Raw genomic sequence first — 15219 nt, 5'->3', positions numbered from 1 at the left:
GGGTGTGCGCGGGGATCGCTCAGTGGACGGTTCCGGCGATGAGATCGGCCGCCCCCTGGCGGAGGAGTTCGGTGCCGACCCGGTTGCCGAGGTCCACCGGGTCGTCGGCGGTGCCCCGGATGTGGGCCCGGACGAAGGTGGACCCGGTCTCGTCGAAGACCATGCCGCGCAGCGACAGCCGCCCGTCGACCTCGGTGTCGCAGTACCCCGCGATGGGGGAGTTGCAGTGCCCGCGCAGGCTGTAGAGCATCGCCCGTTCCGCCGTGGCCTCCGCCAGCGTCCGCGCGTCGCCCAGCCGCCGCAGCAGGGCGCGCAGGCCGTCGTCGGCACGGCGGCACTCCAGCACCAGCACCCCGGCGCCGACGGCGGGCAGGAGTTCTTCGAGGGTGAACACCTGCCGCGCCCGCTGCCGCAGCTCGAGCCGGTCGAGCCCGGCGGCCGCCACGACCAGCGCGTCGAGCGGGGGGACCACGGCCTTCGTGCCGTCCAGCTTGTCGAGACGGGTGCCGAGGGTGCCGCGCACCCGCACGATCCGCAGATCCGGCCGGGCGCGGCCGAGCTGTGCCCGGCGGCGTACCGAGGACGAGCCCACACGGGCCCCGGCGGGCAGATCGGCGAGCGTGCGCACCGCCGAGTCCTCGGGGACGACGAGGACGTCGCGGACGTCGTCGCGCGGCAGCATCGCCGCGAAGACGAGCCCTTCGGGGAGGGGCCCGTCGCCGGGGACGTCCTTCAGGCAGTGGACGGCCAGATCGATGTCGCCGTTCTGCAGCCGGAGGTCGATGGCCTTGACGAAGAGGCCCTTCCCGCCGAGCTTCGCGAGATCGCCCTGCCACCGGTCGGCCTCGGTCTCCAGGGGGACCACGTCGATTCCGAGATCGGGTTCGAGTTTGCGCAACAGCTCGCGGACCCGCTCGGTCTGGGCCAGCGCCATGGGGCTTTTGCGGGTGCCGATGCGCAGCGGGCGGCTGTGGGGGGAGGGGTTCACAGAAAGCACCATGGCACGTTGCCCGCACCCCGGTACCGGCACCAGGCCCCGCTGACGACGGATCAGCCGCACGGGACGGAAGAGGCGGGGACGCGACGAAGGCCCGGTCTGTTCTCACAGACCGGGCCTTCGTCATACAGGGTGAGTAACGGGACTTGAACCCGCGACATCCTGGACCACAACCAGGTGCTCTGCCAGCTGAGCTATACCCACCATGTCCGGTGCGTTTCCCACCGGCTGAGAAAAAGTGTACAGGGTCTTCAGGGGTGCTCGCTCCCAGATGACACGCGTCCTGGGAGCGAGCTGCGTCACTATCCCTGAGCGGGCAGGACGTGCTTGGCCGCGATGGCCTTCGCCGTGTCCGAGTCCGGGCCGGGCTGCGGTACGAAGATCGCCTCGCGGTAGTAGCGCAGCTCGGCGATCGATTCCCTGATGTCGGCGAGTGCCCGGTGGTTGCCGCTCTTCTTCGGGCTGCTGAAGTAGGAGCGGGGGAACCAGCGCCGGGCCAGCTCCTTCACCGAGGACACGTCGACGATCCGGTAGTGCAGGTGGTTCTCCAGTTCGGGCATGTCCCGCAGCAGGAACCCACGGTCGGTGCTGACCGAGTTTCCGCACAGCGGGGCCTTGCCCGGCTCCGGGACGTGCTCGCGCACATACGCCAGGACCTGCCGCTCCGCGTCCTCGAGCGTCGTCCCGCCGTCCAGCTCGGCGAGCAGCCCGGAGGCCGTGTGCATCTGGCGCACCACCTCGGGCATGGTGGTCAGGGCCTCGGCGGGCGGGCGGACGACGATGTCCACGCCGTCGCCGAGGATGTTCAGCTCAGAGTCGGTGACCAGGGCGGCCACCTCGATGAGCGCGTCGTCCGACAGCGAGAGCCCGGTCATCTCGCAGTCGATCCACACCATGCGATCGTTCATACGTCTCACCCTACGGGGCGTTCCCGCTGCCCGGGCAGGCGTGGGCTGTAGAGGTCGGACTCCGGCTTGCCGGGCTCGGGGCCGAGCCCGCCGGGACCACTGTGTCCGGACCCATGGCCGAGATGGCCGCCGGATCCCATATGCCCGCTATGTCCACCGTGGGGTGGTGGCGGTGCCAGGGACGCGCCGGTCACGGCATGGGCGCCGGCCATGGCCGTGCGCCGCATCGCCATCACCGAGGATTCCCCGGTCCGCTGCTCGGGCAGATCCTGCCGGTCGAAGCGGTCCCCTCTGTCCGGACGGTCCGGACGCTCGCCCCGCTCCGCCCGGTCGGCCGCGCCGTTCTGCGGCCGGCGTGCCCGGTAGGCGGCCCGGTAGGCGGCGGGGGAGGACCCCAGCTGCCGCCGGAAGTGACCGCGCAGGGCCACCGGCGAGCGGAAGCCGCAGCGCCCGGCGACCTCGTCCACGGAATAGTCCGAGGTCTCCAGGAGCCGCTGCGCCTGAAGCCCCCGCTGGGTGATCAGCCATTGCAGCGGAGCGCTCCCGGTGAGCGAGCGGAACCTCCGGTCGAAGGTGCGCCTGCTCATATAGGCGCGCGCCGCCAGGGTCTCCACGTCGAACTGCTCGTGGAGGTGCTCCAAGGCCCAGGCGACGACCTCGGCGAGCGGGTCGGCGCCGATCTCCTCCGGTAAAGACCGGTCGAGATAGCGCTCCTGCCCGCCGCTGCGGCGTGGCGGTACGACGAGACGACGGGCCAGGGCCCCCGCCGCGTCGGCGCCGTGGTCGGTACGGACGATGTGCAGGCACAGGTCGATGCCTGCCGCGGTGCCCGCGGACGTCAGTACGTCACCGTCGTCCACGAAGAGCTCCCGCGGGTCCACGTGGACCGACGGATAGCGCTTGGCGAGCGTGGGCGCGTACATCCAATGGGTGGTGGCGGGCCTGCCGTCGAGCAGCCCCGCGGCGGCCAGTACGAAGGCCCCGGTGCACAGCCCGACGATGCGGGCGCCCTCTTCATGGGCGCGGCGCAGCGCGTCGAGTGCGGCGGTCGGTGGCGGCTGGGTGATCGACCGCCACGCGGGCACCACGACGGTGCCCGCCCTGGAGAGTGCCTCCAGGCCGTACGGTGCGGTCAGTTCAAGGCCGCCGGTTGTTCGCAATGGCACATCTTCGCCCGCGCACACCAGCAAGCGGTAGCGGGGGACTCCTGCGTCCTGTCGGTCGATGCCGAACACGGAGAGCGGAATGGAGCTTTCGAAGATGGGGCCGCCGCTGAATAGCAGCACTGCGACGATCTCCCGGCGGCGGCGTCCGGAGAGCTTGCGCGCGGTCTCCGGTACGGTCGTGGAGTCCTGGCTCATGGCGCTAAGCCCCCCTCGGCGGTCGAGTCCTCTCGGTCCTGCACGTTTCCCCTCGGTCCTGAACGGTTCCCCCGCCGGTCATGGCCAAGATCGAATCTACTGCGTCGAATGGAGACGCGGTGACCAGTTCACCACCCGGCTCTATGTCGACATGACAACTTGGCGTGAAGCGTTCGATCACGAAGCGTTGCACTTGCAGGGCTCGGTGAAAAGTACGCCTCTCGCCCATGCCCACTCCCCGTAGGGCGCAACCGCCCTCAACGGCCCTTCCCTTGCTGGTCGACCGGCTGTTGGGGGGTGCTTTGGCCAAGGGATGGAGTTCGGCCCCAAGTTGGCTGAAAACCTATGGGTGCAGGCGTGCGAGGACGTCAGTCGACCGATGAGCCGGTGCCGGGATGACGCGCTCCGCGATGCGATCCGGTACCGGTGCGGCCCCGCCTGCCGCGGTGCGGAATCGACTGTTCCGCCGCCACCCGGGCGGCGCTGCGCTCCGACTGGCGCAGTAGGGCGTGGCAGGCGCAGGTGACCGCCACCAGACCGGCCGCCGTGCCGGCGGCACCGCCGAAGGACTGACCGCACATCAGCAGGACGACGGGGACCAGGGCGCAGCTGAAGGCCGCCCAGCGGACTACGTCGCTCACCGGATCGGGGGACTCCCCCTTGGCGGCGTCGGCGCGTGCGGACTCGCGGGTTCCGGGCACGGAACGGCTCCCTGGTGGCGGCTGCTGGCGGTAGTACAACGCCCGGCCGCCCCCGGGGTCACTGGGAAGCGGGGGATCCGGGGCCCGGCCGGGGCATTGCGCTGCGCGCCGCCCTCGTGCATGCTCCGGGGAACGCCCCGGGGGGTGTGGAAACCGGCGTGCCCGGCCGGGCGGCCTCTGGGCAGCCGGCGAGTGGCGCCGTACCCTGGGGGGTAAGCACTTGAAAAGATGAATCCCGGACGGATTTTTTCGTTCTTGATCCATCCGATCCGTCCCCCTCGACAACTCCAATCAGCCCCCGTCGATCCCCCTCCGCAAGAGGACTCCTTCGCCGAGACACCGATGGCCGGTCACGAATTCTCCGAACCCGCGGACCGCAAGCGGGTCGCCGATCAAGCGGCGCACCCCGAAGCGGCGGAAGAAACACGTCATGCCTGCGATCCGGCGTTCCAGCACGGTGTCGTGGTGGGCTTCGACGGCTCCACGTCGAGCGAGCGAGCGCTTGCATATGCAATCGGGATGGCCCGGCGCTCGGGCTCCGGGCTGATCATCGTCCATGTGGCCAACCGGCTGCCGACGACCGTATGGGCGGGCTGTGAGCCGCCGGTCTTCGTGGACGTCCCCGACCACCGGACGGAAGTGCTCGGCCTCGAACTGGCCTGTGCGGACTATTTGTCCGAGGTGCCCTGGATCCTGGTGGAGCGCGGTGGGGACATCTGCCACGAATTGGAGGAAGTCGGCCGGGAGTACGCGGCGGACGCGATCGTGGTCGGCTCCACCCACGGCCTGGTCGGCCGGATCTTCGGCTCCGTCGCGGGGCGGCTGGCACGGCGCGCGCAGCGGCCGGTCGTCGTCATCCCTTAAGTCCCGGTCCCGCCGTACCGCTCGCGTGGCCCCCGGCCGCGGCAGGTGTGCGGGCGTCGGCCATCCGGCGCCAACTCGGCCGCGCCGCAGGGGAGATGGTGGCGCGATACGCCCGGAGCGGCGCCGATTCCACCCTTGACGAACCGGATGAATCTACTCGCGCGTAGAGGTGGATAGCGCCGCGGCGGCGGGTACAACCCGCTACATGTGACGTGCTGCCGGACGGGAGGTGACGGCTCCCGGGACCGGCGGCATCACCGCCGGCGTGCGGGCGACGCCGGCGCAGGGGAGGCGGTCCTCCCCGCGCGCGTGGTGGCACGTGCGGGGAAGACCGTCCCCTTTTCGCGGCTGAAGCGCCGCCGCTTTCGCGGGCGTGGCTTCGCCGCCAGGGGTTGCTCGACGCGTGGTCGCGGGGACAGGCCGCTACCGATCGAGACCCCGGGTCTTACTCGACCGTGACGGACTTCGCCAGGTTGCGGGGCTTGTCGATGTCGCGGCCCATGGCCTTCGCCGTGTAGTAGGCGAGGAGCTGCAGCGGGATGCCCATGAGGATCGGGTCCAGCTCGTCCTCGTTCTTCGGCACCACGATGGTGTGGTCGGCCTTCTCCTGTACCTGGTGCGCGACGGCGAGGATGCGGCCGCTGCGGGCCTTGATCTCCTCGAGCGCGGCGCGGTTCTTCTCCAGCAGGTCGTCGTCCGGGACGATCGCGACCGTCGGCATGGCGGGCTCGATCAGGGCCAGCGGGCCGTGCTTGAGCTCGGACGCCGGGTAGGCCTCGGCGTGGATGTACGAGACCTCCTTGAGCTTCAGCGAGGCCTCGCGGGCGACCGGGTAGCCCCGGACGCGGCCGATGAACATCATCGACTTGGCGTCGGCGTACTCCCCGGCCAGCTTCTCGATCTCGCCCTCGTTCGCCAGGATCTCGGCGATCTGCTCGGGCAGCTTGCGCAGGCCCGCGATGATCCGCTTGCCGTCGGCGACGGACAGGTCACGGGTGCGGCCCAGGTGCAGGGCGAGCAGACCGAAGGAGACCACCATGTTGGTGAAGCACTTGGTGGAGACGACGCAGACCTCGGGGCCGGCGTGCACGTAGATGCCGCCGTCGGTCTCGCGGGCGATCGCGGAGCCCACCACGTTGACCAGGCCCAGGACGCGGGCGCCCTTGCGCTTGAGCTCCTGCACGGCGGCGAGCACGTCGTAGGTCTCACCGGACTGGGAGACCGCGATGTAGAGGGTGTCGGGGTCCACGACCGGGTTGCGGTAGCGGAACTCGGAGGCCGGCTCGGCGTCGGCGGGGATCCGCGCCAGCTCCTCGATCATCTGGGCGCCGATCTGACCGGCGTGGTACGAGGTGCCGCAGCCGAGGATCTTCACCCGGCGCACGGCGCGCGCGTCACGGGCGTCGAGGTTCAGCCCGCCCAGGTGCACGGTGGAGAAGCGGTCGTCGATCCGGCCGCGCAGCGCGCGGTCGACCGCATCCGCCTGCTCGTGGATCTCCTTGTGCATGTAGGTGTCGTGGCCGCCCATGTCGTACGACTCGGCCTCCCACTCGACGGTGGTCGGCTGCGCCGAGGTGGAGGAACCCTCGGTGGTGTACGTGCGGTAGTCGTCCGCCCGGAGGGTGGCCATCTCGCCGTCGTCGAGGGTGACGACCTGGCGGGTGTGGCTGACCAGCGCCGCGACGTCGGAGGAGACGAACATCTCCTTCTCGCCTATGCCCAGCACCACGGGGGAGCCGTTGCGGGCCACGACGATGCGGTCCGGGAAGTCGGCGTGCAGGACGGCGATGCCGTACGTGCCCTCGATGTGCTTGACGGCCTCGCGGACCTTCTCCTCCAGCGTCGCCGCCTCGGAGCGGGCGATGAGGTGGGCCAGGACCTCGGTGTCGGTGTCGGAGACGAAGACGAAGCCCTCGGCCGTCAGCTTGGCGCGCAGGTCGGAGGCGTTGTCGATGATGCCGTTGTGGACGACGGCGACCTTCTCCTCGGCGTCCAGGTGCGGGTGGGCGTTGACGTCGTTGGGCGCGCCGTGCGTCGCCCAGCGGGTGTGGGCGATGCCGGTGGTGCCGTTGAAGCGCTTGGGCAGGCGCGACTCCAGCTCGCGGACGCGGCCCTTGGCCTTGGCGGACTTCAGACCGCCCGTCTTGCCGCTCGCGTGCAGGGCGATACCGGCGGAGTCGTAGCCGCGGTACTCCAGGCGCTGGAGACCCTCCAGCAGCAGCGGCGCGACATCGCGCTTACCGATATAACCGACGATTCCGCACATGGTGTTGACCCTCCCAGACAAACGATCAGTGATGCTCGGCGGCGGCAGGAGCCGCCGACTCAGCCGTAGACGATGCGGCGCAGCTGCCGCAGCGAGAGCTCGGGTGGGGCCACCGCGCGGTGCGGCAGCTCCGTGGCGATCCGCTCGAAGATCTCCGCGTTGTTCAGTCCGCCGGACTGGAGCTCGCGGTGTCGGCGACGCACGAACGTCTCGGTCGACTCGTCGAAGTACGCCAGGACGTCCAGCACCACCCGGGCGGCCTCGCCGCGCTGAAGCGGCGTGCTGCGCACCAGGTGGTCCACCAGGTCGTCATGGGTCATACGGCGTTCGAGCACCCGTTGATACTGAGGGGTGCCGAGGCCTTTCGCAAGAATCCTGCCCGATATCGGGCAGGAGTGAAGATCGAAAGGGTGGGGAAGGCCGGGAAATGTCGGATTAGAAGCGCTTGAGTACGGCCTGCTTCGCCGCCGCGAACTCCTCGTCGGTGAGCACCCCGCTCCCGTGCAGCTCGCCCAGCTCCCGCAGGCGCCGCAGCAGCGCGTCGTGATCGGAGCCGGGAGCGCCACCGGGGCCGGGGCCCGGGCCGGAGCCCGGGACAGCGCTCCCGCCGGCCGGCAGGACCGGGGCGGGGCGGCCCGCCGCCGCACCCGAGGGGTGCGGCAGCCGGGCCAGCACCGCGGCCGCGACCAGCGCCATCAGCGCGTCCTTCTTGAAGCCGTACAGCACGATCGCGTACGGGTCGTGCTTCGGCGGGGCCTTCGTCGTCCCCCTGGCCGGGACGAAGCGCAGACAGCCGTTCTCCAGGCCGTGGGAGGGCAGCCACTCCACCGAGGCGAGGTCGGCCACCGCGAAGGTGCGCGTTCCGGCGGACTTCTTGCCCTCCTCCGTCATCCAGTTCCACTCCAGCCGGACCCACTCGCCGTCGAAGGAGGCCGTGCCGTCCCCCGCGCCCAGCGACAGCGGCACGGCGGGCCCCGGCAGCAGATAGCGGTCCGTGGGACCGTCCGGCACCCCCTCCAGCAGCAGGGCGTCGCGCACCTCGGCCACGAAGTACTCCGCCACGCCCGTGCGGTCCGGCTCGACCGCCAGCTGGTACGGGTCGGCGCCGTCCGGCAGCCGGCCGCGCGCGGCCTGCGTCAGGGGGTCGGCCCCGTCGCGCAGCCGCAGCCGCAGCCGGCCGCCCTTACGGCCCGGCTCGAAGGCGACGCCCGCCACCGCCGTCAGCGGAACGGCCAGCTCGCCCAGGGTCTGGCGCAGCGGGTGCACCCCGCGCTCCCGCCCGGGCACGATCCGTATCGTGTCGCCGTCGAACGCCCACGTACCGTCTTTCTGCAGGATCTCGGCCATGGGCGGAATTCTCGCAGCCGCGCGGGGGCGTCCTACAGGCCCAACTCGCGGGCGATCAGCATCCGCTGGACCTCGCTCGTGCCCTCGCCGATCTCCAGGATCTTGGAATCCCGCCACATACGGGCCACCGGGTACTCGTTCATGAATCCGTAGCCGCCGTGGATCTGGGTGGCTTCGCGGGCGTTGGTGACGGCGATCTCGGAGGAGTAGAGCTTGGCCAGCGCCGCCTCCTTCTTGAACGGCTCGCCGTGCAGCAGCCGCGACGCGGCGTCGCGCCACGCGATCCGGGCGGTGTGCGCCCGCATCTCCATGTCGGCCAGCTTGAACTGGATCGCCTGGTTCGCGCCGATCGGCTTGCCGAACGCCTCCCGGGCCTTGGCGTAGGACACCGACTCGTCGACACAGCCCTGGGCGAGCCCCGTCGCCAGTGCCGAGATCGCGATCCGGCCCTCGTCGAGGATGCGCAGGAACTGGGCGTACCCGCGGCCCTCCTCGCCCAGCAGGTTCGCCGCCGGGACCCGGACGTCGGAGAAGGACAGCTCACGGGTGTCCGAGGCGTTCCAGCCGACCTTGGAATAGGGGGCGGCGACGGTGAAGCCGGGGGTGCCCGACGGCACGATGATCGACGAGATGCGCGGCTTGCCGTTCTCGTCGCGGCCGGTGACGGCGGTGACCGTGACCAGGCCCGTGATGTCGGTGCCGGAGTTGGTGATGAAGCACTTGGTGCCGTTGATCACCCACTCGTCCGTCGCCTCGTCCAGCCGGGCGGTGGTGCGCGTACCGCCCGCGTCCGAACCGCACTCGGGCTCGGTCAGCCCGAAGGCGCCCAGCATCTCGCCGGAACACAGCTTGGGCAGCCACTCCCGCCGCTGCTCCTCGGTGCCGAAGCGGAAGACCGGCATCGCGCCCAGCGAGACCCCGGCCTCCAGGGTGATCGCCACGGAGGAGTCGACGCGGGCCAGCTCCTCCAGGGCGAGACCAAGGGCCAGGTAGTCGCCGCCCATCCCGCCGTACTCCTCGGGGAAGGGCAGCCCGAACAGGCCCATGCGGCCCATCTCCCGGACGATCTCGTACGGGAACTCGTGGCGCTCGTAGAAGTCGCCGATCTTCGGCGCGACGACGTCGTGCGCGAACTCCCGCACGGTACGGCGGAGGGCCTCGTGCTCGGGGGAGAGGCGGTGGTCCAGCGACATGACTCAAAGCTCCTGGTGGGAGAGGGCGCGGACGGTACGGGACGGGCTGGGCCGCCCCAGGTGGCCGGCCATCCACACGCTTGTGGCGGTGAGCCGGCCGAGGTCGACCCCGGTGTCGATACCGAGGCCGTCGAGCATCCACACGAGGTCCTCGGTGGCGAGGTTGCCGGTGGCGCTCTTCGCGTAGGGGCAGCCGCCGAGGCCGCCGGCGGAGGCGTCGACGACGCCCACGCCGTGCCGCAGGGCCGCCAGGGTGTTGGACAGGGCCTGCCCGTAGGTGTCGTGGAAGTGCACGGCGAGCCGCTCGGCCGGCACGCCCGCCGCGTCCAGCGCGGTCAGGACGGCGGTGACGTGGCCGGGGGTGGCGACGCCGATCGTGTCGCCGAGGCTCAGCTCGTCGCAGCCGAGGTCCAGCAGCCGGCGGGCGACCCGCGCGACCTGCCCGACCGGCACGGCCCCTTCCCAGGGGTCGCCGAAGCACATCGAGAGATAGCCGCGCACACCGACGCCGGCCTCCCGTGCCGTGGCCACGACGGGCGCGAACATCTCCAGCGACTCGTCGACCGTGCGGTTGAGGTTGGCCTTGGCGAACGACTCGGTGACGCTGCCGAACACGGCGACCTCGCGCACGCCGAGGGCCAGGGCGCGGTCCAGGCCGCGCGCGTTCGGCACCAGGACGGGGAGGCGGGCCGCGACACCGTCGAGCAGGGGCATCAGCTGCTCGGCGTCGGCGAGCTGGGGCACCCACTTGGGGTGCACGAAGCTCGTCGCCTCGATGGTGGAGAGCCCGGCGTCGGCGAGCCGGCGGATGAACTCCGCCTTCACCGGGGCGGGGACGACCGTCTTCTCGTTCTGCAGCCCGTCGCGGGGGCCGACCTCGTGGATCCGGACACGGTCCGGCAGGCCGGGCTCCGGCACGACCATCGGCAGTCCGTCGGTCATGACTCCTCCCGCGGGGCGTCGGCGGGGGTGACGACGGCCAGGACCTGGTCCATGGCGACGGTGGCGCCCGCCGTCACGTCCAGCTCGGTGACGGTCCCGTCGTGCGGTGCGGAGATGACGTGCTCCATCTTCATCGCCTCCACCACGAGCAGGCTCTGCCCGGCGGTCACGGCATCGCCGACGGCGGCCTTGACGACGGTGACCGTGCCGGGCATCGGCGCGGTCAGCGCCCCGGCGTGCGCGGCGCCCGCGCCACCGCGGGCGGCGGTGGGGTCGTGGTCCTGGACGTGCCAGGTGTCGCCGTCGCGCCCGAGCCAGGTGCCCTCCGGGCTGGTGGCATGGGTGAAGGTGTGGGTGAGGCCGTCGATGTCGACGGTGATCTCCCCCACCCCGCCCCTCCCCGCCCCCGGGGACAAGCCCCCGGCCCCCCGAAGGCACAACAGCTTCACGCTGCGGGCCCCGACGCCCGTTTCCGGGGTCGCTGAGGTGTCCGTCCCCGGAACCTGGGCGGAGCCCGCGACGTTAAGTTGCGCGTTCGTCACGTCGCCGCGTACCCGCACCGGCACCGGGTCCTGGCCCGGTACGCGCAGGTGGTGGACCGTCCAGGCCGGTTCGCCGCCCAGGCGCCAGCCCGTCGGGGCGGAGAAGGGGTCCACCCAGCCGCCCGCGTCACGCGCGGCCGGCGCCAGCGCCGACTGGCGCAGCAGCGCCGCCGCCGCGTACACCTCGTCCGGTACCCCGCGCGGCACCAGCGCCCCCGCGTCGCGGTCGACCAGGCCCGTGTCCAGCGCGCCCGACACCACCGAGGGGTGCGCCAGCAGCCGGCGCAGGAAACCCGCGTTGGTGTCCACGCCCAGGACAGTCGTCTCCGCGAGGGCGGCCCGCAGCCGGCGCAGCGCCGTCGGGCGGTCCGGGCCGTAGGCGATGACCTTCGCGAGCATCGGGTCGTAGGAGGTGCCGACCTCCGTGCCCGCGCTGAGGCCGGAGTCGACCCGCACGCCCGCGCCCGCCGGTTCGCCCAGGGCGAGCACCGTGCCCGCCGAGGGCAGGAAGTCCACCCGGCCGTCCGCCGTGGGCCGGGCGGTCTCCGCGCAGATGCGGGCCTCGACCGCGTGGCCGGTCAGCGTCACCTCGGCCTGGGCCCGGTCCAGCCGCTCGCCGGCGGCCACCCGGACCTGCCATTCGACGAGGTCCAGCCCCGTGATCAGCTCCGTGACGGGGTGCTCGACCTGGAGGCGGGTGTTCATCTCCATGAAGTAGTAGGAGGCGGGGTCGTCGCCCGGCACGATGAACTCCACCGTGCCCGCGCCGGTGTACCCACAGGAGCGGGCCGCCTGCACGGCGGCCTCGCCCATCGCCGCCCGGGTGGCCTCGTCGAGGAAGGGGGACGGCGCCTCCTCGATGATCTTCTGGTGGCGGCGCTGGAGTGAGCACTCGCGCTCGCCGAGGTGGATGACGTTGCCGTGGCCGTCCGCGAGGACCTGGATCTCGATGTGCCGGGGGCGGTCGACCCACCGCTCGACGAGCAGCGTGTCGTCACCGAAGGAGCCCCGGGCCTCGCGCCGGGCCGCGGCGATCTCCTCGCCCAGCAGCGCCTCGTCGCGCACGAGTCGCATGCCCTTGCCGCCGCCGCCCGCCGAGGGCTTGAGCAGCACGGGCATCCCGATCTCCCGGGCCGAGTCCGCCAGCTGCGCGTCGGTCAGACCGCTGCCGGAGGAGCCCGGCACGACCGGCACGCCCGCCGCCCGGACGGTCTCCTTGGCGCGGATCTTGTCGCCCATCAGCTGGATCGCTTCGGCGGGCGGGCCGATGAACACCAGCCCGGCGTCCGCGCAGGCACGGGCGAACGCCGCGTTCTCCGCGAGGAAGCCGTAGCCGGGGTGGACGGCCTGCGCCCCGCTGCGCGCCGCCGCCGCCAGCAGGCGCGGGACGGACAGATAGCTCTCCGCCGCCGCCGCGGGGCCGATCCGCACGGCCGTGTCCGCCTCGCGCACATGGCGGGCGTCCGCGTCGGCGTCGCTGAACACGGCGACCGAACGGATGCCGAGCGCGCGCAGCGTACGGATGACGCGGACGGCGATCTCGCCGCGGTTGGCGACCAGGACGGTGTCGAACATGGAGTCTCCGCTAGTCATGGGGGCGCTCACATCCGGAAGACGCCGTAGCCGGGCGCCGACGGGTCCTTCGCGGGCAGCGGGGCGTTGGCGCAGGCGGTCAGGGCCAGGCCCAGCACCTGCCGGGTCTCCAGCGGGTCGATGACCCCGTCGTCCCACAGTCGCGCGGTGGCGTAGTAGGCGCTGCCCTGCGTCTCGTACTGCTCGCGGACCGGTGCCCGGAACGCCTCCTCGTCGGCCGCGCTCCACTCCTCCCCGCGCGCTTCGAGCTGGTCGCGCTTGACGGTGGCGAGGACGGACGCGGCCTGCTCGCCGCCCATCACGGAGATCTTGGCGTTGGGCCACATCCACAGGAAGCGCGGGGAGTAGGCCCGGCCGCACATCGAGTAATTGCCCGCGCCGTACGAGCCGCCGACGACGACCGTGAGCTTGGGGACGCGGGTGCAGGCCACCGCCGTGACCATCTTCGCGCCGTGCTTGGCGATGCCGCCCGCCTCGTAACTGCGCCCGACCATGAAGCCGGAGATGTTCTGGAGGAAGAGCAGGGGGATGCCGCGCTGGTCGCACAGCTCGATGAAGTGCGCGCCCTTCTGGGCGGATTCGGAGAAGAGGATGCCGTTGTTGGCGACGATGCCCACCGGGTGGCCGTGGATCCGGGCGAAGCCCGTCACCAGGGTCTGCCCGAACTCCGCCTTGAACTCCTGGAACCGGGAGCCGTCCACGATCCGCGCGATGATCTCCCGCGCGTCGTACGGGGTGCGGGAGTCGACCGGGACCGCGCCGTAGAGCCCTCGCGGATCGGTCTTCGGCTCCTCGGCGGGCTCCACCGTCCACGGCAGCGGGCCGCGCCCGGGGAGGGTGGCCACGATGTTCCGCACGATCCGCAGGGCGTGCGCGTCGTCCTCGGCGAGGTGGTCGGTGACGCCCGAGACCTTGGAGTGGACCTCGCCGCCGCCCAGCTCCTCCGCCGTGACGACCTCGCCCGTCGCGGCCTTCACCAGCGGCGGGCCGCCCAGGAAGATCGTGCCCTGGTCGCGCACGATCACCGCCTCGTCGCTCATCGCCGGGACGTAGGCGCCGCCCGCGGTGCAGGAGCCGAGCACCGCCGCGATCTGCGGGATGCCGGCGCCGGACATCCGGGCCTGGTTGTAGAAGATCCGGCCGAAGTGGTCGCGGTCGGGGAAGACCTCGTCCTGCAGGGGGAGGAACGCGCCGCCGGAGTCCACGAGATACAGGCACGGGAGCCTGTTCTCCAGCGCGACCTCCTGGGCGCGCAGGTGCTTCTTGACGGTCATCGGGTAGTACGTGCCGCCCTTGACGGTGGCGTCGTTGGCGACGACGACCACCTCGCGTCCGGACACGCGCCCGATGCCGGCGATGACGCCCGCCGCCGGGGCGGCCCCGCCGTACATCCCCTCGGCCGCCAGCGGCGCCAGCTCCAGGAACGGCGAGCCGGGGTCCAGCAGTGCGTCCACCCGGTCGCGCGGGAGCAGTTTTCCGCGTGCGGTGTGCCGGGCGCGGGCCTTCGCGCCGCCGCCCAGCCGTGCCGCGGCGAGCTTCTCGCGCAGTCCGGCGGCCAGCTCGCGGTGGGCGGCCTCGTTGGCCCGCCAGGCGTCGGACGCCGGATCTGCGGTGCTCCCCAGCACCGGTGCCTGCTGCATGGACTCGAGCTCCCTTGCTCGGTTAATGAGCGTTAACACGTTTCCCTCAGGTTAACGACCACTAACGCCGCTGTCTAGAATTGTTTTCGTGACAGACGCAGCAACCCGCCTCCAGCCCGCCCCCGCCCCCACCCGCCGGGAGCAGATCCTCCGGGAGGCCGCCCGGCTCTTCGCCGAGCGCGGCTTCCACGGTGTCGGGGTGGACGAGATAGGGGCGGCGGTCGGCATCAGCGGCCCCGGCCTCTACCGGCACTTCGCGGGCAAGGACGCGATGCTGGCGGAGCTGCTGGTGGGGATCAGCGAGCGGCTCTTCGCGGGCGGCCGCGCGCGCGTCGCCGAGGCGACCGGGGCGGGCGGCGACGACGCCGCGGTCCTCGACTCCCTCATCGACGGCCACATCGACTTCGCCCTGGACGACCGCGCGCTGATCACCCTCCACGACCGTGAGCTGGGCCAGCTGCGCGACAGCGACCGCAAGCTGGTGCGCTCGCTCCAGCGCCGGTACGTGGAGCTGTGGGTCGACGTCGTCGGCCGGCTGCACCCCGATGCCACCGAGGCCGACGTCCGCGCCGCCGTGCACGCCGTCTTCGGGCTGCTCAACTCCACCCCGCACCTCAGCCGCCCCGCCGCGCTTCCCGGCCGGACGGCCACGGCCGCGCTGCTGCGCAGGCTGGCGCTCGGAGCGCTTGGGGCCCTTTAGGCCACTCCGGTGCCTCTCCGGTTGCCGGCGGCTTCTTCGGCTGCGGGCCGTCGTGCCGCCTGCGGCGGCGGGCGCCCTGCGGGCGCGGGGTCCACCGCCGGAAGGGGGGGGGGGGGGGGGAGGGGAGGGGGGGGGGGAGGAAAGAGGAGAGGGGGGGGGGGGTTT

The 15219-nt window shown here is 72.0% G+C and carries 13 protein-coding genes and 1 tRNA gene; 2 read left to right on the top strand and 12 right to left on the bottom strand.

What is annotated here, in order from left to right; genetic code table 11:
• Positions 1–19: 19 nt before the first annotated feature.
• From hemC to ACZ6MA_RS04170, 5 genes are all read right to left on the bottom strand, one after another.
• Positions 20–988 carry a hydroxymethylbilane synthase gene (hemC, locus tag ACZ6MA_RS04190; protein WP_469430880.1) on the bottom strand — a complete coding sequence of 323 codons (969 nt, stop codon included), beginning with the start codon at positions 986–988 and terminating at the stop codon, positions 20–22.
• Between the two features lie 140 nt (positions 989–1128).
• Positions 1129–1201 (bottom strand) — tRNA-His (locus ACZ6MA_RS04185).
• Between the two features lie 98 nt (positions 1202–1299).
• Positions 1300–1905, bottom strand: coding sequence for an oligoribonuclease (gene orn, locus ACZ6MA_RS04180; protein WP_469430878.1), 606 nt, complete (start codon positions 1903–1905; stop codon positions 1300–1302).
• A gap of 5 nt (positions 1906–1910) precedes the next feature.
• Positions 1911–3266, bottom strand: a complete 1356-nt coding sequence (locus tag ACZ6MA_RS04175; RefSeq protein WP_469430877.1) for a helix-turn-helix domain-containing protein — start codon at positions 3264–3266, stop codon at positions 1911–1913.
• Between the two features lie 368 nt (positions 3267–3634).
• Entirely contained in the window at positions 3635–3967 is a 333-nt protein-coding gene (locus tag ACZ6MA_RS04170) for a hypothetical protein (RefSeq protein ID WP_469430876.1), read from the bottom strand.
• 342 nt (positions 3968–4309) lie between these two features.
• Here ACZ6MA_RS04170 and ACZ6MA_RS04165 point away from each other — a divergent pair, with 342 nt between their 5' ends.
• Positions 4310–4831, top strand: a complete 522-nt coding sequence (locus ACZ6MA_RS04165) for a universal stress protein (RefSeq protein WP_184729586.1) — start codon at positions 4310–4312, stop codon at positions 4829–4831.
• A gap of 445 nt (positions 4832–5276) precedes the next feature.
• On the opposite strand, the gene glmS is transcribed toward ACZ6MA_RS04165, so the two are convergent.
• From glmS to ACZ6MA_RS04130, 7 genes are all read right to left on the bottom strand, one after another.
• Positions 5277–7097, bottom strand: coding sequence for a glutamine--fructose-6-phosphate transaminase (isomerizing) (gene glmS, locus ACZ6MA_RS04160; protein ID WP_469430874.1), 1821 nt, complete (start codon positions 7095–7097; stop codon positions 5277–5279).
• Between the two features lie 59 nt (positions 7098–7156).
• Entirely contained in the window at positions 7157–7432 is a 276-nt protein-coding gene (locus ACZ6MA_RS04155; protein ID WP_469430873.1) for a hypothetical protein, read from the bottom strand.
• Between the two features lie 100 nt (positions 7433–7532).
• Positions 7533–8444 carry a DUF4429 domain-containing protein gene (locus ACZ6MA_RS04150; protein ID WP_469430871.1) on the bottom strand — a complete coding sequence of 304 codons (912 nt, stop codon included), beginning with the start codon at positions 8442–8444 and terminating at the stop codon, positions 7533–7535.
• Positions 8445–8476: 32 nt separating this feature from the next.
• Positions 8477–9637 carry an acyl-CoA dehydrogenase family protein gene (locus ACZ6MA_RS04145; protein WP_469430869.1) on the bottom strand — a complete coding sequence of 387 codons (1161 nt, stop codon included), beginning with the start codon at positions 9635–9637 and terminating at the stop codon, positions 8477–8479.
• A 3-nt stretch (positions 9638–9640) separates the two neighbouring features.
• Positions 9641–10579, bottom strand: coding sequence for a hydroxymethylglutaryl-CoA lyase (locus ACZ6MA_RS04140; protein WP_469430868.1), 939 nt, complete (start codon positions 10577–10579; stop codon positions 9641–9643).
• Positions 10576–12696 carry an acetyl/propionyl/methylcrotonyl-CoA carboxylase subunit alpha gene (locus tag ACZ6MA_RS04135; RefSeq protein WP_469430867.1) on the bottom strand — a complete coding sequence of 707 codons (2121 nt, stop codon included), beginning with the start codon at positions 12694–12696 and terminating at the stop codon, positions 10576–10578. The genes ACZ6MA_RS04140 and ACZ6MA_RS04135 overlap by 4 nt, the downstream gene beginning before the upstream one ends.
• 26 nt (positions 12697–12722) lie before the next feature.
• On the bottom strand, positions 12723–14354 hold the full coding sequence (locus tag ACZ6MA_RS04130) for a carboxyl transferase domain-containing protein (RefSeq protein WP_469430865.1): 1632 nt from the start codon (positions 14352–14354) through the stop codon (positions 12723–12725).
• A gap of 88 nt (positions 14355–14442) precedes the next feature.
• Here ACZ6MA_RS04130 and ACZ6MA_RS04125 point away from each other — a divergent pair, with 88 nt between their 5' ends.
• Positions 14443–15054: an SACE_7040 family transcriptional regulator gene (locus tag ACZ6MA_RS04125; protein ID WP_469430863.1), complete on the top strand. Its 612-nt coding sequence runs from the start codon at positions 14443–14445 to the stop codon at positions 15052–15054.
• The last annotated feature ends 165 nt before the right edge of the window (positions 15055–15219 follow it).

Source organism: Streptomyces sp. NPDC042259, from assembly GCF_055582085.1.
This window is presented reverse-complemented; position numbering and strand designations above follow the sequence as displayed.